We start from the raw sequence: 17,429 nt of genomic DNA, 5'->3' as shown, positions 1-17,429 counted from the left end.
GTGCCAAGATGACGAATATGCAGAAGTTCGACCTGTCCACCGTCGAGGCCGAAACCGGTACGCCGGCGGCCGACCGGCTCATCTCAGGCGCGCCGCAGTTCAAGACCTGGAACCTGGAGGAGGCCGAAGGTGGCCTCTATGCCGGGGTCTGGGAATCGACGCCTGGCAAATGGCGGATCGTCTATGAGGAGTGGGAGTATTTCCACATCCTCTCCGGCTATTCGATCCTCACGCAGGATGGTGGCGAAGCGGCGCATCTGCGCGCCGGCGACAGCATGATCCTGCGTCCCGGGTTCGAGGGCACCTGGGAAGTCGTGGAGACGACCCGCAAGGACTATGTCATCCGCCTTTAATCGCTGTGGCACCGGAGACCCATAGGGCTTCGGTGCTGCTCACCAGACGAGGTCGAGGCGTTCCAGTCCGTGGAAATGAAACGCGTCCTTGACCTCGGGCTCGGTCTTTAGCCGCATGCCCGGCAGGCGTCGAAACAGGATCGGCAGCGCCAGATTAAGTTCCAGCCGGGCGAGCGGCGCGCCGATGCAGAAATGCAGGCCGGCTCCGAAGGAGACATTGGCGCCTTCGTCGCGCGTCGGTCGGAAGGCGTTCGGGTCGGTGAACTTCTTCGGGTCAACATTCGCCGCTCCGAGCAGCAGGCCGACCTTGTCGCCCTTCCGCAGCGTGACGCCTTCATCGAGTTCGATATCCGACAGCGCGTAACGCTGGAAAATATGCAGCGGTGCGGCAAAGCGCAGGCATTCCTCCACCGTCAGCGCGGTTGCCGCGTCCGTCGCAAAGAGGTCTTTCGCCGAAAGTCCGGATTGCAGGATCGTCTTCACCGCATTGCCGATCTGATGCACGGTCGCCTCGTGACCCGCATTGAGGAGGAGGGCGGTGGTCGAGACCAGCTCCGCGTCCGACAGCCGCTCGCCATCCTTTTCGGAGGTGATCATGTGTGTCAGCAGGTCGTCCGCGGGGGTGCGGCGCTTCTCGGCGATGATGCCGCGCAGATAATCGGCAAAATCCGCGGAAGCCTGGTTTGCGTCGAGTTCGGTCTCGTAGCTGGGGTTGAAGACATACATCCGAACCATGCGATGCGACCAGTCGAGCAGATCGGGCGCTGCCTCGACGGGAATGCCGAGCATGCGGGCGATGATCGTCACGGGAAGCGTTTCGGCAAAGCTCTTCAGCAGTTCGACCTCGCCGTTATCGGCAAAGCCGTCTATCAGGGTTTGGGACAGTTGCTCGATGTCTGGCCGCAGCTGTTCGATCTGCCGCGAGACGAAGGCGCGGTTGACGAGCGTGCGCAGTCGGGTGTGTGCGGGCGGCTCGAGCTCCAGCAGCGAATGTTCCTCGAGCGCGTCGAATTCCTTCAAATGCGGTTTCGGCGCCGGTAGTCCAAGTTCGTCGCGCGTCGCCACATGCAGGATCTGCCGGCCGAAACGCCGGTCGCGCAGAAGCGCGTTCACCTGGTCGTAGCCAGCGAAATACCACTGCTGCCGTTCCTCCCAGAAGAAGGCCGGGCACTGCGCATGGATCTCGGCATAGGCTGCGAGCGGGTCACGGTAGAAGGCTGGATCGCGCGCGTCGATGGAAACGCGCCTCAGCGTGCGGTCGATGGAAATGGCAGGCATGGCAGGGGCTCTTCGCGGACTTCAAAGGCCCCTATGTCTAAGGGAATCGCGGTTCGGCCGGCAAGCGTGGATGTCGCACCCGTCGGGGCGTTGACAGCACGTGCCATGGCGGCCAATCTCTCCTGGCTGCGTAGGGCGCATCGGCAGAGAGCTGAAAGGGCAACGCCCGCCTACGGAACACAGACCGTAGTTGCGCCCATGCCAAACCTTGAAAACCTGAAGAAGCAGGCGAAGCAATACCTCAGATGGCATCGCGACCAGTACTATCCGGTCGCGGCCGAGATCAGGGCTGCCTTGCCGCGCTTCCGCGATCTTGACGATCGCGCCATTCTGATGGCTGAGTTCAAGCTCGCCGACGCGCAGGAACTCGTCGCGCGTCAATCGGGGTTCGAAAGCTGGCAGGCGCTCAAATCAGGAGCCCTGACAATGACCAAACAATTGAAACCCGCCACACCGCAGCCGGTGCTGCAATCGACAGCCGCACAGTTGTTCGTTGCCGATATAAGGGCCGCGTGCGACTTCTTCACCGGGAAGCTCGGCTTTGCGGTCGATTTCGTCTACGGCGATCCGCCCTTCTATGGGCAGGTGATCCGGGACAATGCTCGGCTTGCCCTGCGTCTCGTCTGCGAACCCGTCTTCGTCGGCGACATCCGACAGCGCGAGCACCTGCTTTCCGCCTCCATCGCCCTCGATACCGCCAATGACATCAAACAATTGTACCTGGCCTACCAATCGGCCGGGGTCTCTTTTCATCAAGCGTTGCGCACGGAACCCTGGGGTGCGCGTACGTTTATCGTGCTCGATCCCGACGGAAACCTGGTCCTGTTTGCAGGGCCGGCCGACTGAACTGAAAAGCAGGAAGGGGGCGCCGGTAGCGTGCGTTCGCCGCCGGCGCCCACGTCTTCCGGTGCGCCATCCGCGGGGAACAAACTTCCGCTTTCCTCCCTTTTTCTATGGCACCAGGCGACCTATTTGCGCATGATGCGGCCAGCAAGCAGGGAGCGGCATGGGAAAAAACCAGTCCAGTCTATCGGCGGGGATCGTCGCTGCGATCCGCAAGAGACGTCCCACCGTCGTTCACCGCGAAGCCGCGGTCAGCCGCGGCGATATCGTCATCGCCTCCTACAACATCCACAAATGCGTCGGCACCGACGGGCGCTTCGACCCCGGCCGCACCGCCAATGTCATCGGTGAACTCGGTGCCGATATCGTGGCGCTTCAGGAGGCCGATCAGCGCTTCGGTGAGCGCGCCGGTCTTCTCGATCTCGAGCACCTGCGCCGCGAGGCCCATCTTGTTTCGGTGCCGATTTCCGGCTTTTCGACCAAGGGGCATGGCTGGCACGGCAACGTCCTGCTGCTGCGCGAGGGCGCCGTTTCCGACGTGCGGCAGTTGAAGCTCCCTGGCGTCGAGCCGCGCGGTGCGCTGGTCGTCGATCTCGACCTGAAAGTCGGGCCGCTGCGCATCATCGCCGCCCATCTCGGCCTTCTCCGGCATTCGCGCGCCCAGCAGGCCGAGGCGATCCTCGAGGCGGCGTCCGATGCCAACGGGCGGCCAACCCTGCTCATCGGTGATCTCAACGAATGGCGGATGGGGCGGCGTTCGTCGCTGTCCTTCCTCAGCCCGGTATTCGATCCGTCCCATGCGACGGTCGCCAGTTTTCCCTCGCGCTTCCCGCTGTTACCGCTCGACCGTGTGCTCGGCAATCCGCACCATCTGGTGACGTCGGTCGCGGTGCACGACTCGCCGCTGGCGCGGATCGCCTCGGATCATCTGCCCGTAAAGGCCTCGATCGACCTGAAGGCCGTGCAGCCGGAGCCAAGAGACGGCAAGCGGGTGGAAGCGGGTCGCGCGGGGTCGGCCTGACGGCGCGGACGAGTTTTCGATGTGGTCCTCTGTCCTGTTCACCATTGCCGCCATCCTCGGACTGCTCGTGGCGACCGTGCTTTACATCTACGGCCGCTTCGGCCGACGCCCACACGGGCCGCCGTCAAGCGCCCTTCCGTTGGCCGATGCAGGCACGGAGCTAGACCGTTATCTGGCGCCGCTCGTTGACGCCCAGGCGGGTGCCAATGGCGTGGCGCTGGTTTCCGACAATATCGAGGCCCTGGTTGCGCGCGCGCACGCGGCACGGCGCGCCGGACGCAGCCTCGACCTGCAGTACTATTACTGGAAGGGCGACCTGACCGGACTTCTTCTTGCCCGCGAGATCCTGGCGGCTGCGGACCGCGGCGTGCGCGTCCGGCTGCTGCTCGACGACATCAATGCCGGCATCCACGACCGCATGTGCATTGCGTTCGACGCCCACCCCCATATCGACGTGCGGCTCTTCAATCCGAGCCGGGCGCGCACCGATCGCTTTCGCCGCGGCTTCGAAATGGCGATCCGCGCTTTCAGCGCCACGCGCCGCATGCACAACAAACTCTGGGTGGCCGACGGCCGGGTTGCGATCGCCGGCGGCCGCAATATCGGCGACGCCTATTTCGATGCCGCCGAACTCTCCAATTTCCGTGATCTCGATGTCTGGATGGTCGGACCCGTGCTGGAACAGGCATCTGCCATGTTCGACCGCTACTGGAACAGTGCCTCCGTGCTTCCGATCGCTGCGCTGCGCACGCCGCGCAAGCAGTATTTGCCCGCGCTACGCGAGGCCGTCGACGGATTGGCCCGCACGCCGGCCGGTCGGTTCTATCTGGAGCGCGTCGACAAGGCGATGGAGGATGCGGAGATCTACCACGGCACGCGACAGCTTCACTGGAGTTCCGATATCCGGCTGGCATCCGATCCGCCGGAAAAGGCGCTGATGCAGCGACGCCAGAACTGGCTGTTGCGCGAGCTCTTTCCGCTGATCGAGGCTGCCACGCGGGATCTGAGGATCATCTCGCCCTACTTCATTCCCGGCGTTGCCGGCACACGGGAGCTCGCCGCCATCGTTTCGCGCGGCGCTCGCGTCGCGGTGCTTACCAATTCGCTTGCGGCGACCGACGTTGCCGCCGTTCACGGCGGTTATGTCAAATATCGCCGCAAGCTCATCCGGGCCGGCGTCGCGCTCTTCGAGTTGAAGGAGCAGGGCGATGTTGCTGAGGGGCACCGCATGACGCTGTTTGGACGCCGCAATGCGAGCCTGCACAGCAAGGCCTTCGTGGTCGACGGCCTGAACGGTTTTGTCGGCTCGATGAACTTCGATCCGCGCTCAGCCTCGCTCAATACGGAAATGGGCGTGGTCTTTCAGGATGCGGCACTTGCCGGCGAACTGGCTTCCATGTTCGAGGAGGAAACCTCGCCGTCGATCAGCTACCGGGTCGACATCGAAGGATCACGCCTCATCTGGCGCGATCGCGCCAATGGCTCCGAGCGGCTGGTGCGCCATGAGCCGGATGCGAGCCTAACAAGGCGCATGATCGCCGGGCTGATCCGCATTCTGCCGATCGAGTCGCAGCTGTGACCCGTGGCTTGCTTGCCTCATTTGCGCTTCGTTTACCGATATCGTTGATCCCTGTGCGCAGCGTCTGGGTGTGCGGTCTTGGTCGAGGACGTTGCGCGAAAAATGCTCTATCGCCAACCATGTGTGGAGGACGGCCAAACTTCGAGGCGAACAGTGCCTTCGATTAAGCTTATCGAAGCTTCGCGACTTGAAGTGCAGGGTGTTGACACTCTATGTAGGAGCAGAAGGCAAATCCCGTGATTCCCGGTTCGCAAAGGTTTTGCGAACCCGATTGATGAAGGTTCGATATGAGAAATCCCGTTGATACCGCCCTGGCACTGGTGCCGATGGTTGTTGAACAGACCAACCGCGGTGAACGTTCCTACGATATCTTTTCGCGCCTTCTGAAGGAGCGCATCATCTTCGTGACCGGCCCGGTCGAAGATCAGATGGCAACGCTCGTCTGCGCCCAGCTTCTTTTCCTCGAAGCGGAAAACCCGAAGAAGGAAATCGCGCTCTACATCAACTCGCCGGGCGGCGTCGTCACGTCGGGCATGGCGATCTATGACACGATGCAGTTCATCAAGCCGGCCGTTTCGACGCTCTGCGTCGGTCAGGCCGCCTCGATGGGCTCGCTGCTCCTGGCCGCCGGCCACAAGGACATGCGTTTCGCCACGCCGAACGCGCGCATCATGGTTCACCAGCCTTCGGGCGGTTTCCAGGGTCAGGCCTCGGATATCGAGCGTCACGCCAAGGACATCCTGAAGATGAAGCGTCGCCTCAACGAGGTCTACGTCAAGCATTGCGGCCGCACCTACGAGGAAGTCGAGCAGACGCTCGATCGCGATCATTTCATGAACGCGGACGAAGCTCTGAGCTGGGGCCTGGTTGACAAGGTGCTGACCTCGCGCGAAGAAATCGAAGGCGGCGAGCAGGCCTGATAACGCGCATTTGTGTCGGGATAGATGTAATTGTGACACAATTGTAATGGCTCAAGGGCTTTATCGACAGGGTAAAGCCGGTAATATGAACCATTAATGCTATGTTGGAATCTGACGGCGTAGTGTTGGTTCGAGTTGGGAGAGTCGTTGCGGCCGCGTCGGGCGTCTTCGCCAGGGGCGGCAAGTACTCCCGGAAGCCCTGCGTGAGGTTGAGGCGCAGGGCAAATTGAGTGGTCCGCGATACTTATCTTGAAAGTGTCCGGCGTGCTGGAAGGAAGTCGAAATGAGCAAGGTCAGCGGAAGCAACGGCGGTGACTCGAAGAATACACTTTATTGTTCGTTCTGCGGCAAGAGCCAGCACGAAGTCCGCAAGCTGATTGCCGGACCGACCGTATTCATCTGCGATGAATGCGTCGAACTGTGCATGGACATCATTCGCGAAGAGAACAAGACCTCGATGGTCAAGTCCCGCGACGGTGTTCCGACCCCTCAGGAAATCATCAAGGTTCTGGACGAATACGTCATCGGCCAGCAGCAGGCCAAGCGCATCCTGTCGGTCGCCGTTCACAACCACTACAAGCGCCTGGCGCACGCCGCCAAGGGCAGCGACGTCGAACTGGCGAAGTCGAACATCATGCTGGTCGGCCCGACGGGGTGCGGCAAGACCTATCTCGCCCAGACGCTCGCCCGTATCATCGACGTGCCGTTCACCATGGCCGACGCCACGACGCTGACCGAAGCCGGTTACGTCGGTGAAGACGTCGAGAACATCATCCTGAAGCTGCTCCAGGCCGCCGACTACAACGTCGAGCGCGCGCAGCGCGGCATCGTCTATATCGACGAAGTCGACAAGATTTCGCGCAAGTCCGACAATCCGTCGATAACGCGCGACGTATCGGGCGAGGGCGTGCAGCAGGCGCTTCTGAAGATCATGGAAGGCACGGTTGCCTCGGTGCCGCCGCAGGGCGGCCGGAAGCATCCGCAGCAGGAATTCCTGCAAGTGGATACGACCAACATCCTGTTCATCTGCGGCGGCGCCTTTGCCGGCCTCGACAAGATCATCTCCGCCCGTGGCGAGAAGACCTCGATCGGTTTCGGCGCAACGGTCCGCTCGCCGGAAGATCGCCGCGTCGGTGAAGTCCTGCGCGAACTGGAGCCGGAAGATCTCGTCAAGTTCGGCCTGATCCCGGAATTCATCGGTCGTCTGCCGGTTCTGGCGACGCTCGAAGATCTCGATGAAGATGCGCTGATCCAGATCCTGTCCGAGCCGAAGAACGCTCTGATCAAGCAGTACCAGCGCCTGTTCGAGATGGAAGACGTGGAACTGACCTTCCACGAGGACGCGCTTCGCGAGATTGCCCGCCGGGCGATCGTGCGCAAGACGGGTGCCCGTGGCCTTCGCTCCATCATGGAAAAGATCCTGCTCGACACCATGTTCGAGCTGCCGACGCTCGAAGGCGTGCGCGAAGTGGTCATCTCCGACGAGGTGGTCAAGGGCTCTGCCCGGCCGCTCTACATCTACTCGGAACGGTCGGACGAAAAGACCAACGTTTCGGCCTGAGCGTCCTGAAATATCCTTTGAGAAGCCCGCCTCGTGCGGGCTTTTTCATGTCTACTTCATGTCTTCACACTTAGCTGTTGAGACACGAACGCAGGGGCGCAGATTTCACAATTCGATTGTTGCTAAAGTGCCGCAAACAACGCAATGATGTGACGATTCAATGAAGGACCTTAATGGTTGCGGTCCAAGAGCTTGTAGTCCGTCGCAAGGTCCGCAACAGCATTGATGCGTAGTCAGAGGGACCCGGCCACAGTTTGTGGATGTCTGCGTCGAGCCTTGAAATGGACGCGGTTGCACTCCACTTTCATGTGGAAAATATGACAGCCGGGAGTGCCTGTAGGGCTCCCGGAAACGGGCCCGAAATCGGGACGGAAAGGAAATGACATGACGAACAAAACGTCACCGGCGACTGAAAGCGCGACCTACCCGGTCCTGCCGCTCCGCGACATCGTAGTCTTCCCGCACATGATCGTGCCGCTTTTCGTCGGCCGCGAAAAGTCGATCCGTGCGCTTGAGGAAGTCATGGGCACCGACAAGCAGATCATGCTTGCCACCCAGATCAACGCCACCGACGACGATCCGGAACCGTCCGCGATCTACGAAGTCGGCACCATCGCCAACGTCCTGCAACTGCTGAAGCTGCCCGACGGCACCGTCAAGGTGCTGGTCGAAGGCCGCGCGCGCGCCAAGATCGACGGCTACACGCCGCGCGAAGAATTCTACGAAGCTGCCGCGCACACGCTGAGCGAGCCGGAGGAAGACCCGGTCGAGATCGAGGCGCTCAGCCGCTCGGTCGTCTCCGAGTTCGAAAGCTACGTGAAGCTCAACAAGAAGATCTCCCCCGAGGTCGTCGGTGTTGCCAGCCAGATCGAGGACTATTCGAAGCTGGCCGACACGGTGGCTTCGCACCTTTCGATCAAGATCGTCGAAAAGCAGGAAATGCTGGAGACCACCAGCGTGAAGATGCGCCTGGAAAAGGCGCTCGGCTTCATGGAAGGCGAGATCTCCGTCCTGCAGGTGGAAAAGCGCATCCGCTCGCGCGTCAAGCGCCAGATGGAGAAGACCCAGCGCGAATACTACCTCAACGAACAGATGAAGGCGATCCAGAAGGAACTCGGCGACGGCGAAGACGGCCGCGACGAGATGGCCGAGATCGAAGAGCGTATCGCCAAGACCAAGCTTTCCAAGGAAGCGCGCGAAAAGGCTGACGCGGAGCTGAAGAAGCTGCGCCAGATGAGCCCGATGTCGGCGGAAGCCACCGTCGTTCGCAACTACCTGGATTGGCTGCTCGGTCTGCCCTGGGGCAAGAAGTCGAAGATCAAGACCGACCTGAACCATGCCGAGGAAGTGCTCAACGTCGATCACTTCGGCCTCGACAAGGTCAAGGAACGCATCGTCGAGTATCTCGCCGTGCAGGCCCGTTCGACCAAGATCAAGGGCCCGATCCTGTGCCTCGTCGGCCCTCCGGGCGTCGGCAAGACCTCGCTCGCCAAGTCGATCGCCAAGGCGACCGGCCGCGAATACGTGCGCATGGCACTCGGCGGCGTTCGTGACGAAGCCGAAATCCGTGGCCACCGCCGCACCTATATCGGCTCCATGCCGGGCAAGGTCGTCCAGTCGATGAAGAAGGCGAAGCGGTCCAACCCGCTGTTCCTGCTCGACGAAATCGACAAGATGGGCCAGGACTTCCGCGGCGATCCGTCGTCGGCGCTGCTCGAGGTGCTGGATCCGGAACAGAACTCGACCTTCATGGACCACTACCTGGAAGTCGAATACGACCTGTCCAACGTGATGTTCATCACCACCGCCAACACGCTGAATATCCCGGCGCCGTTGATGGACCGCATGGAAGTGATCCGCATCGCCGGCTACACCGAAGAGGAAAAGCTGGAAATCGCCAAGCGGCACCTGCTGCCGAAGGCGATCCGCGACCACGCGCTGCAGCCGAAGGAGTTTTCGGTCACCGACGGCGCGCTGATGGCGGTCATCCAGACCTACACCCGCGAAGCCGGTGTGCGTAACTTCGAGCGCGAGCTGATGAAGCTCGCCCGCAAGGCCGTGACCGAGATCATCAAGGGCAAGGCCAAGAAGGTCGAAGTGACGGCTGCCAACATCAACGACTATCTGGGCGTTCCGCGCTTCCGCCACGGCGAAGCCGAACGTGACGACCAGATCGGTGTTGTCACCGGTCTCGCATGGACCGAGGTCGGCGGCGAGCTGCTGACGATCGAAGGCGTCATGATGCCCGGCAAGGGCCGCATGACCGTCACCGGCAACCTGCGCGACGTGATGAAGGAATCGATTTCGGCAGCGGCGTCCTATGTCCGCTCGCGCGCGATCGACTTCGGAATCGAGCCGCCGCTGTTCGACAAGCGTGACATCCACGTGCACGTGCCGGAAGGTGCGACGCCGAAGGATGGTCCGTCGGCCGGTGTCGCGATGGCAACCACGATCGTGTCGATCATGACCGGTATCCCGATCTCCAAGGATGTCGCCATGACCGGCGAGATCACGCTGCGGGGCCGCGTGCTGCCGATCGGCGGTCTGAAGGAGAAGCTCCTGGCAGCGCTTCGGGGTGGCATCAAGAAGGTGCTGATCCCGGAAGAGAACGCCAAGGATCTCGCCGAGATCCCGGACAACGTGAAGAACGCGCTCGAAATCATCCCGGTTTCGCGGATGGGCGAAGTGCTCGAACACGCTCTGGTGCGCATGCCGGAACCGATCGAATGGGACCCGGCAAACGAGCCGGCAACCGTTGCACCGGTTGATTCGCAGGACGAAGCAGGCTCTTCGATCGCCCACTAACGGGTGCTCGAAAAAGGGCGCCGCCGGCTCGCGCGGCGCTCATTTTGCAGAAAAATTGGGAAGACCGGCCATTGGCCGGTCTTTTTTGTTGTAAAAGCGCCCTGCAAGCCTTGCATTCCAAGGGATTAGGCGCAATTGGGAAAGGCAAGACGCGGGCGAAGCGCAAGCCGCCGCGCCTTAAAACACAGTCGTTTCGAACCAATCTGAAAGGGGTGGAAACATGAACAAAAATGAGCTCGTGTCTGCCGTTGCTGAGAAGGCCGGACTTTCCAAGACCGACGCATCTTCTGCAGTTGATGCAGTTTTCGAGACCATCCAGGCTGAGCTGAAGAACGGCGGCGACATTCGCCTGGTCGGCTTCGGCAACTTCTCGGTTTCGCGCCGCGAAGCCTCGAAGGGTCGTAACCCGTCCACGGGTGCGGAAGTTGACATCCCGGCACGCAACGTGCCGAAGTTCACGGCCGGCAAGGGCCTGAAGGATGCCGTCAACGGCTGATGAGATTTGCTTGGCGGCCGGACACGAGGCCGGCAGTCCAGGTATTCGAGGGTTCGGCGCAAGCCGGACCCTTTCGCATTTTGGGGCAGCCCTTGCGGGTACCCGCCATTTGCTCTAGGGCTTGCCCATTCTCAGGGCGGGGTGAAAGTCCCCACCGGCGGTAAGGGCATGAGAGCGCGGCGTCTTGAAGGCGCACGAAGATGGCCCAAGCCCGCGAGCGCCTCTCCTCGATTTTTTGGGGGAGGGTCAGCAGATCCGGTGCAACTCCGGAGCCGACGGTCATAGTCCGGATGAAAGAGAATGGTCGCCGGCACGAAGGGCAGGGATGCCCGGCGTCGTGTCGTGCGCTCATGCGTCCTGATTTGTGTTTGGTCCGCTTTCAGGGTGCATGACATGAATCAGACTTCCCTCGGTTTTTCCTCCTTGCGCGCCATGGCCGGAGCCGGCTTCATGGTTCTGGCCGGGATCGCCTTTGCCGGCCTCAATGTCGTCACCCAATGGCTGACGATGAAGCTCGGTTTCCCGGCCACCGCCATGGCGTTCTGGCAATATGCCTTCGCCTTCCTCTTCTCGCTGCCGTTTCTGCGACGCGCGGGGCTGTCGGCCATGCGCACCGACTATCCCTGGCGCCACGTCGTGCGCGTGGTGCTGGCCGCCTTCGGGGTCGGGGCCTGGGTCTCGGGGCTAGCGCACGTGCCGATCTGGCAGGCGATCGCGCTGGTCATGACCTCGCCGTTCTTCATCATCCTCGGCGCCCGCCTGTTTCTCGGCGAACGTGTCGGCGCGGCGCGCTGGGCGGCAACCGCGGTTGGCTTCGCCGGGGCGATGATCATTCTCGAACCCTGGTCGGACAGTTTCAGCTGGGCCGCCCTTCTGCCGATCCTGTCGGCGCTTTTGTGGGGGGCTTCGTCGCTCATCACCAAGAGCCTCACCAGTCTTGAGCGCCCCGAAACGATCACGGTCTGGCTGCTCGTGCTTCTGACGCCGATCAACGGCGCCATCGCGCTTTCGGCCGGTTTCACCGTGCCCGATGGCGCAGCGCTCGGCTTCCTGCTGCTCGCCGGGATCCTCACCGTCGTCGCCCAATATCTGCTGACGCTTGCCTATACGGTTGCCGACGCCGCCTATGTGCAGCCCTTCGACGACCTGAAGCTGCCGCTCAACGTCTTTGCCGGCTGGCTGGTCTTCGGTTACGCGCCGACGGGGTATCTTTGGGTCGGCGCGGTGCTGATCCTTGGCGCTTCGCTGTTCATCATGCGCAACGAGATGCGGCGCGAGCGCACCGCTCCCGCAACCGGAACGGTGTAAAACCCGAGCGTTGTCATTCGGCTGTCATCGGCATCGCGCAGAACCCCCATGTTTTCAGTGTTCGCACATGGGGGATTTCATGACCATCACTTCGCGCGTGACCGCGCTCGCGGCCGTTCTTCTTGCCTCCGCAGCATTTCCTGCGGCGGCCGAGCCCGTCTTCAACCGCATTGCATCCTTTGCTGTTGCCGATAACCTGCCGCAAGGCGATGCGCGCAAGGCGCCGACATCCGCCGAAATCATCACGGCCAGCGAAGACGGCAATCTGCTCGTCTATTCCGACAGCCCGGGCAAGCGCGTCGGCCTGATCGACATCACCGATGCCAAGGCGCCCAAGGCAGCCGGCACGGTTTCCTTTGACGGCGAGCCGACTTCGGTCACCATCGCCGGTGCAAAGGCACTCGTCGCGGTCAACACGCGCGAGAGCTTCGTCAAGCCGTCGGGGCTTCTGGCGATTGTCGACCTGGCGTCGAAGAAAGTCGATGCGACCTGTGATCTCGGCGGCCAGCCGGATTCGATCGCCGTCAACAAGGACCGCACGCTAGCTGCCATTGCGATCGAAAACGAGCGCGATGAAGAGCTGAACGATGGCAAGATCCCGCAGATGCCGGCCGGCGACCTCGTTATCCTGTCGCTGAAGGATGGTGTTGCCGATTGCGGTTCGCTGAAGCGCGTGACGCTGACCGGTCTTGCTGAAATCGCCGGTGAAGATCCGGAGCCGGAATTCGTTTCCTTCAACGGCAAGGACGAGATCGCCCTGACGCTGCAGGAGAACAACCACATCGTCATCATCGACGGCAAGACGGGAACGGTGAAGACGCATTTCTCTGCCGGCACTGTCGACCTCAAGAACATCGACACCAAGCGCAACGGCGCGATTGCCTTCAAGGACGAGCAGCCGGGCCGCAAGCGCGAGCCCGATGCGGTGAAGTGGCTTGACGACAACCGCATCGTCGTTGCCAACGAAGGCGACTATGAAGGCGGCGCGCGTGGCTTCACCATCTTCGACACGACCGGCAAGGTTCTCTATGAGGCGGGCGCCAGCTTCGAGCATGCAGTCGCCGCGATCGGCCACTATCCCGAGAAGCGCTCTTCGGCCAAGGGCGTCGAGCCCGAGGGCCTGGAAGCGGCGAAGTTCGGCGACGACAACCTGTTCTTCGTGCTGGCCGAGCGCGCTTCGATCGTCGGCGTCTACAAGGACACGGGCGCCGAGCCCGAACTGCTGCAGCTTCTGCCGTCGGGCATTTCGCCGGAAGGCGCCGTCGCGATCCCGTCGCGCAATCTCTTTGCGACCGCAAACGAAGTCGATCTCGTCGAGGATGGCGGCGCACGCTCGCACGTCATGATCTATGAGCGTGCTGAGGGCGAAGCAGCCTATCCGCAGATCCGCTCCGCCGAGAAGGACGGCCTGCCGATCGGCTTCGGTGCGCTCTCCGGTCTCGTTGCCGTCGCCGACAAGCCCGGCTTCCTGCGCGCCGTCAATGATTCGGTCTATTCGTCGCAGCCGACGATCTTCACCATCGACGCGACCCAGAAGCCGGCACTGATCACCGAAGCGCTCGCCATCACCCGCGACGGTGCGCCGGCCCAGAAGCTCGACATCGAAGGCATCGCCAATGACGGGGAAGGGGGCTTCTGGCTCGCGTCGGAAGGCAACTCCGACAAGCTCTACAGCCACGCGATCTTCCACGTGAACAAGAAGGGCGAGATCAAGAAGGAAATCGCCCTGCCGGAAGCGCTGCGCGCCGGCGAAACCCGCTTCGGCTTCGAGGGCATCACCGTTGTCGGCGAAGGCGACGAGCAGACGCTGTGGATGGCTGTTCAGCGCGAGTGGAAGGATGACGAAAAGGGCTTCGTCAAGCTCGTCTCCTACAACCCGAAGAGCGAAGAATGGGGCGCGGTGCGCTACCCGCTGGAAAAGGCCGGTGACGGCTGGGTTGGCCTGTCGGAAATCTCCGTTCACGGCGACTACGCCTACATCATCGAGCGCGACAACCTGATCGGCCAGGCTGCCAAGCTCAAGAAGATCTATCGCGTTGCGCTGTCGGAACTGAAGCCGGCTGCCCTTGGCGGTGAACTGCCTGTCGTCAAGAAGGAAGAGGTTCGTGACCTCATTCCGGAACTGAAGGCGCTGAACGGCTACGTCGTCGACAAGGTCGAAGGCTTCACCGTCGATGCCGCTGGCAACGGCTATGTCGTCACCGACAATGACGGCGTCGACGACTCCTCCGGCGAAACCCTGTTCTTCTCCATTGGCGCCATCAACGCGATGTAAGCGTTACCGCCCGGAGAAAACGGGAGAGGCCGGGACATGATGTCCCGGCCTCTTTCTGTTTCGGCACTGGTGATTTGCGAAAGGCGGCCTGCGCCTAGCGGGCGATCGCGACCTGCGCCGCCTCTTCGGCCTCATCCTTGCGCTTGCGGATCTCGTCCGTCCGGTCGACCAGCTTGCCGACGATGTCATAGAGCGCGTCGAGTTCTTCATCGTCGAGTGCGGAGAAGATTTCCTCGAGCAGCTGTTTGCGGGGATGTTCGGCGGCTTCCAGAACGATGCGGCCGGTTTCGGTGATCGAGACGATCTTGGCGCGCCGGTCCTCGGGATCGGGCTTGCGCATGACCAGGCGGTCACGCTCCAGGCCGTCGATCGCTTCGGTGACCGTGCGCGGCGCGAAGTTCAGCGCACAGGCGATGTCGGTCGAGCGACAGGGGCCGAGCTTGCTGAGGAAGAAGAGGAACTTGCTGCGCGCCAGCGACACGCCTTCCTCGGTCATCGATTCGTTCACCAGCCGGTGAACCCGGTGGTAAAGCTCGAACAGTCTATCGGATACTTCGAATGTCTTCTTCATGATCGTCGCTGGAATTTCATGAGGTGCCATGTGAAATGGCAGTAACATTAGTGATAGTTATAATTGCCGCATTTGTCGACACAAACCTCCGGCGTTTCACGGTAACTCCGTCGCCCACAAAGAAACGGCCGCCATTTCTGGCGGCCGTTTCACTTTGTTCGGCAAGAAATTCTCGCGATCGGCGACCGTTTGCGCGTCACACGACTTGCGCGTCGCCTCGGGTCGCGATCAGGCGGCCCAACGCGATGCGCCGGTCGACTGGGCGTAACCGTGACCACCGGCCTCGGCGAGCGTGAAGCGTGCGATCAGCTCGCGCAGGCGGCCGGCTTCCTGCGCAAGCTGGGCGCTTGCCGCGTTGGCTTCCTCGACCATTGCCGCGTTCTGCTGGGTGACCTGGTCCATCTGGTTGACGGCCGTGTTGACTTCGGAAAGCCCGGCGGACTGTTCCTGCGCCGAGACGGCGATCGCGTCCATGTGCTGGTTGATCGTGACGATGAAGCCTTCGATCGTGCGCAAAGCTTCGCCGGTTTCGCGAACGAGCCGGACACCGCTTTCGACTTCGACGGCGGAGTTGCGGATCAGGTCCTTGATCTCCTTGGCCGCGTTGGCCGAGCGCTGGGCAAGCTCGCGCACTTCCTGGGCGACGACGGCGAAGCCCTTGCCGGCATCACCGGCGCGGGCAGCTTCGACGCCGGCGTTGAGAGCCAGCAGGTTGGTCTGGAAAGCGATCTCGTCGATCACGCCGATGATGTTGGAGATCTGGCTCGACGAATGCTCGATGCGGCCCATGGCGTCGACCGCACCCGAGACGATCGCGCCGGACTTGCGGGCGCTTTCGTTGGCCTGACCGGCAACGGTGCGGGCCTCGTGGGTGCGCTTCGACGAATTGCCGACATTGACGGTGATCTGGTCGAGCGCGGCTGCGGTCTCTTCCAGCGAGGCCGCCTGCTGCTCCGTCCGTCGCGACAGGTCGTCGGCGCTCTGGCTGACTTCGCGGGCACCGCTGTCGATGCTGCCCGAGGCTGACGAGACGGCGGCAAGCGTGTCGGCGAGCTGGGCGACGGCCTGGTTGAGGTCGTGACGCAACTGCTCGAAATCGGGCGAGAAGGGTTCGTTGAGCTGGAAGGCGAGATCGCCCGAGGCGAGGCGGCGCAGGCCGGTGGCAAGACCGGCTGTTGCTTCCTGGAGGCGGCGCTGGGCCGCTGCTTCCGCTTCTTCCGTCACGCGCAGGCGCTCGGCTTCCGCCTTGGCGCGCTGCGTCTGGGCGTCGGCTTCGAGATGCTGATTGGTGATCGCCGCCTGGCGGAAGACCTCGACGGCACGGGCCATCTCGCCGATTTCGTCCTTGCGGGCGCCATAGGGGATGCTGCTGTCGGTGTCGCCTTCGGCGAGGCGCGCCATCGATCGGGTGATGATCTGGATCGGGCGGGCAATGCCGCGCACGGCATAGAGGATGGCGCCGAGCACGATGACGGCGGCAAGGGCGATGACGCCGATCTCGATCATGCGGATCTGGTCATGCGTCGCCGAGCTTGCGGCTACGGCGGCATCTGCACCCGCGAGGTTCAGCGCGCGCATTTCCTTGATCGCTTCGTCGACCTTACCTTCCGTCTCGCGCATCTCGACCTTAAAGACGCTCTGCGCCTTCATGTTCTCGAGGTTGTTGGAGAGCTTGACCATGCCTTCGGCGACCGAGAGATAGGCCTGGTAGGCGGTCCGGACATTGTCGAGCCCCGCCTTGTCGGCATCGGTGACCATCAGGCTCGAATATTCGTCGGCGAGCTTGTTGAAGCCTGCGACGGTCTCGCCGATGACCTTCTCCGCCGCCTTCTTTTCAAACGGGGTCAGGGAAATCAGATGGCGGGCGAACGCCATGCGGGTATCGGAAAGCTGCGTTTCGAGCGCGCGGGAAAGCGAGACGCGCGGCAGCCAGGTGGTGGCGATCTCGTTGTTGCGCTCGTTCATCATCTTGATACCGCCGAGCGATGAAACGGCAAGTGCCGAGACGATAACGGCAACCACGAGGAAAAGGGCAATAAGCGTGTGGGAAATCTTGAGCCGTGACATGGTACCCCCGGAAGGACGGCCGTCCGTAAAACTGTACTTGAATTAAGTCATTCCGGCTCTTGATCGTCATGACGGAGCGGATAGCCGAAGCAGGAATCATTCCGGTGCCTGGCCGCGCGTGAAACGCAGCCGGGGCAAACCTATCGAACAAGATGTTACAAAAGCCCTAATCGATTAAAGTGAGTATAATCTGATATTTGCAGGTAGCGCCGCGATGTCTGGAGCGGACGATGTTAACTATTGCCGCCGGTCGCATCTGTATTAGCGTTGCCTTTACTTCAGGCGTCCGAAATATGCTTTCCGGCGGGCTGCGCATCTGGCAAGTGGATGACGCATGACGGCTGATTGACGG

General features: G+C 62.0%; 13 protein-coding genes and 1 riboswitch. Of the genes, 10 read left to right on the top strand and 3 right to left on the bottom strand.

The window, feature by feature from the left end; translation table 11 throughout:
- Positions 1-8: 8 nt before the first annotated feature.
- Positions 9-353 carry a cupin domain-containing protein gene (locus M2267_RS14820; protein ID WP_043611473.1) on the top strand — a complete coding sequence of 115 codons (345 nt, stop codon included), beginning with the start codon at positions 9-11 and terminating at the stop codon, positions 351-353.
- Between the two features lie 39 nt (positions 354-392).
- On the opposite strand, the gene M2267_RS14815 is transcribed toward M2267_RS14820, so the two are convergent.
- Positions 393-1,631 carry a cytochrome P450 gene (locus M2267_RS14815; protein WP_429115162.1) on the bottom strand — a complete coding sequence of 413 codons (1,239 nt, stop codon included), beginning with the start codon at positions 1,629-1,631 and terminating at the stop codon, positions 393-395.
- A 198-nt stretch (positions 1,632-1,829) separates the two neighbouring features.
- On the opposite strand from M2267_RS14815, the gene M2267_RS14810 reads away from it, so the two are divergent.
- The 9 genes from M2267_RS14810 to M2267_RS14770 all read left to right on the top strand — a co-directional run bounded on the left by M2267_RS14810 (position 1,830) and on the right by M2267_RS14770 (position 14,439).
- A complete protein-coding gene (locus M2267_RS14810) occupies positions 1,830-2,477 on the top strand; it encodes a VOC family protein (RefSeq protein WP_429115464.1) in 648 nt (215 codons plus the stop codon).
- Positions 2,478-2,637: 160 nt separating this feature from the next.
- Positions 2,638-3,495, top strand: coding sequence for an endonuclease/exonuclease/phosphatase family protein (locus M2267_RS14805; RefSeq protein WP_043611476.1), 858 nt, complete (start codon positions 2,638-2,640; stop codon positions 3,493-3,495).
- Positions 3,496-3,514: 19 nt separating this feature from the next.
- Positions 3,515-5,074, top strand: coding sequence for a phospholipase D family protein (locus M2267_RS14800; RefSeq protein WP_429115161.1), 1,560 nt, complete (start codon positions 3,515-3,517; stop codon positions 5,072-5,074).
- Positions 5,075-5,361: 287 nt separating this feature from the next.
- Positions 5,362-5,994, top strand: a complete 633-nt coding sequence (locus M2267_RS14795) for an ATP-dependent Clp protease proteolytic subunit (RefSeq protein ID WP_034803630.1) — start codon at positions 5,362-5,364, stop codon at positions 5,992-5,994.
- A 283-nt stretch (positions 5,995-6,277) separates the two neighbouring features.
- Complete coding sequence (clpX, locus tag M2267_RS14790) at positions 6,278-7,555, top strand: ATP-dependent Clp protease ATP-binding subunit ClpX (protein WP_043611478.1); 1,278 nt, start codon at positions 6,278-6,280, stop codon at positions 7,553-7,555.
- A gap of 384 nt (positions 7,556-7,939) precedes the next feature.
- Positions 7,940-10,360, top strand: coding sequence for an endopeptidase La (lon, locus tag M2267_RS14785; RefSeq protein WP_043611479.1), 2,421 nt, complete (start codon positions 7,940-7,942; stop codon positions 10,358-10,360).
- 220 nt (positions 10,361-10,580) lie between these two features.
- Positions 10,581-10,856, top strand: coding sequence for a DNA-binding protein HupB (gene hupB, locus M2267_RS14780; RefSeq protein WP_034803616.1), 276 nt, complete (start codon positions 10,581-10,583; stop codon positions 10,854-10,856).
- 123 nt (positions 10,857-10,979) lie between these two features.
- Positions 10,980-11,162: riboswitch (FMN riboswitch) on the top strand.
- Between the two features lie 87 nt (positions 11,163-11,249).
- The gene (locus tag M2267_RS14775; RefSeq protein WP_429115160.1) at positions 11,250-12,164 is read left to right on the top strand and encodes a DMT family transporter; all 915 of its coding nucleotides are present in this window, start codon (positions 11,250-11,252) and stop codon (positions 12,162-12,164) included.
- 67 nt (positions 12,165-12,231) lie between these two features.
- On the top strand, positions 12,232-14,439 hold the full coding sequence (locus M2267_RS14770) for an esterase-like activity of phytase family protein (protein ID WP_429115159.1): 2,208 nt from the start codon (positions 12,232-12,234) through the stop codon (positions 14,437-14,439).
- A 94-nt stretch (positions 14,440-14,533) separates the two neighbouring features.
- On the opposite strand, the gene M2267_RS14765 is transcribed toward M2267_RS14770, so the two are convergent.
- Entirely contained in the window at positions 14,534-15,010 is a 477-nt protein-coding gene (locus tag M2267_RS14765; RefSeq protein ID WP_043611481.1) for a MarR family winged helix-turn-helix transcriptional regulator, read from the bottom strand.
- Between the two features lie 228 nt (positions 15,011-15,238).
- The gene (locus M2267_RS14760; RefSeq protein ID WP_429115158.1) at positions 15,239-17,077 is read right to left on the bottom strand and encodes a HAMP domain-containing methyl-accepting chemotaxis protein; all 1,839 of its coding nucleotides are present in this window, start codon (positions 17,075-17,077) and stop codon (positions 15,239-15,241) included.
- Positions 17,078-17,429 lie beyond the last annotated feature (352 nt).

Origin of the sequence: Ensifer sp. KUDG1, from assembly GCF_050434285.1 — a bacterium.
Lineage (GTDB): Bacteria > Pseudomonadota > Alphaproteobacteria > Rhizobiales > Rhizobiaceae > Ensifer.
This window is presented reverse-complemented; position numbering and strand designations above follow the sequence as displayed.

Bases quoted from the DNA above. Each gene is read 5' to 3' on its own strand.
- M2267_RS14820 (WP_043611473.1), top strand. From the start codon at position 9: ATGACGAATATGCAGAAGTTCGACCTGTCCACCGTCGAGGCCGAAACC.
- M2267_RS14815 (WP_429115162.1), bottom strand. From the start codon at position 1,631: ATGCCTGCCATTTCCATCGACCGCACGCTGAGGCGCGTTTCCATCGAC.
- M2267_RS14810 (WP_429115464.1), top strand. From the start codon at position 1,830: ATGCCAAACCTTGAAAACCTGAAGAAGCAGGCGAAGCAATACCTCAGA.
- M2267_RS14805 (WP_043611476.1), top strand. From the start codon at position 2,638: ATGGGAAAAAACCAGTCCAGTCTATCGGCGGGGATCGTCGCTGCGATC.
- M2267_RS14800 (WP_429115161.1), top strand. From the start codon at position 3,515: ATGTGGTCCTCTGTCCTGTTCACCATTGCCGCCATCCTCGGACTGCTC.
- M2267_RS14795 (WP_034803630.1), top strand. From the start codon at position 5,362: ATGAGAAATCCCGTTGATACCGCCCTGGCACTGGTGCCGATGGTTGTT.
- clpX (WP_043611478.1), top strand. From the start codon at position 6,278: ATGAGCAAGGTCAGCGGAAGCAACGGCGGTGACTCGAAGAATACACTT.
- lon (WP_043611479.1), top strand. From the start codon at position 7,940: ATGACGAACAAAACGTCACCGGCGACTGAAAGCGCGACCTACCCGGTC.
- hupB (WP_034803616.1), top strand. From the start codon at position 10,581: ATGAACAAAAATGAGCTCGTGTCTGCCGTTGCTGAGAAGGCCGGACTT.
- M2267_RS14775 (WP_429115160.1), top strand. From the start codon at position 11,250: ATGAATCAGACTTCCCTCGGTTTTTCCTCCTTGCGCGCCATGGCCGGA.
- M2267_RS14770 (WP_429115159.1), top strand. From the start codon at position 12,232: ATGGGGGATTTCATGACCATCACTTCGCGCGTGACCGCGCTCGCGGCC.
- M2267_RS14765 (WP_043611481.1), bottom strand. From the start codon at position 15,010: ATGAAGAAGACATTCGAAGTATCCGATAGACTGTTCGAGCTTTACCAC.
- M2267_RS14760 (WP_429115158.1), bottom strand. From the start codon at position 17,077: ATGTCACGGCTCAAGATTTCCCACACGCTTATTGCCCTTTTCCTCGTG.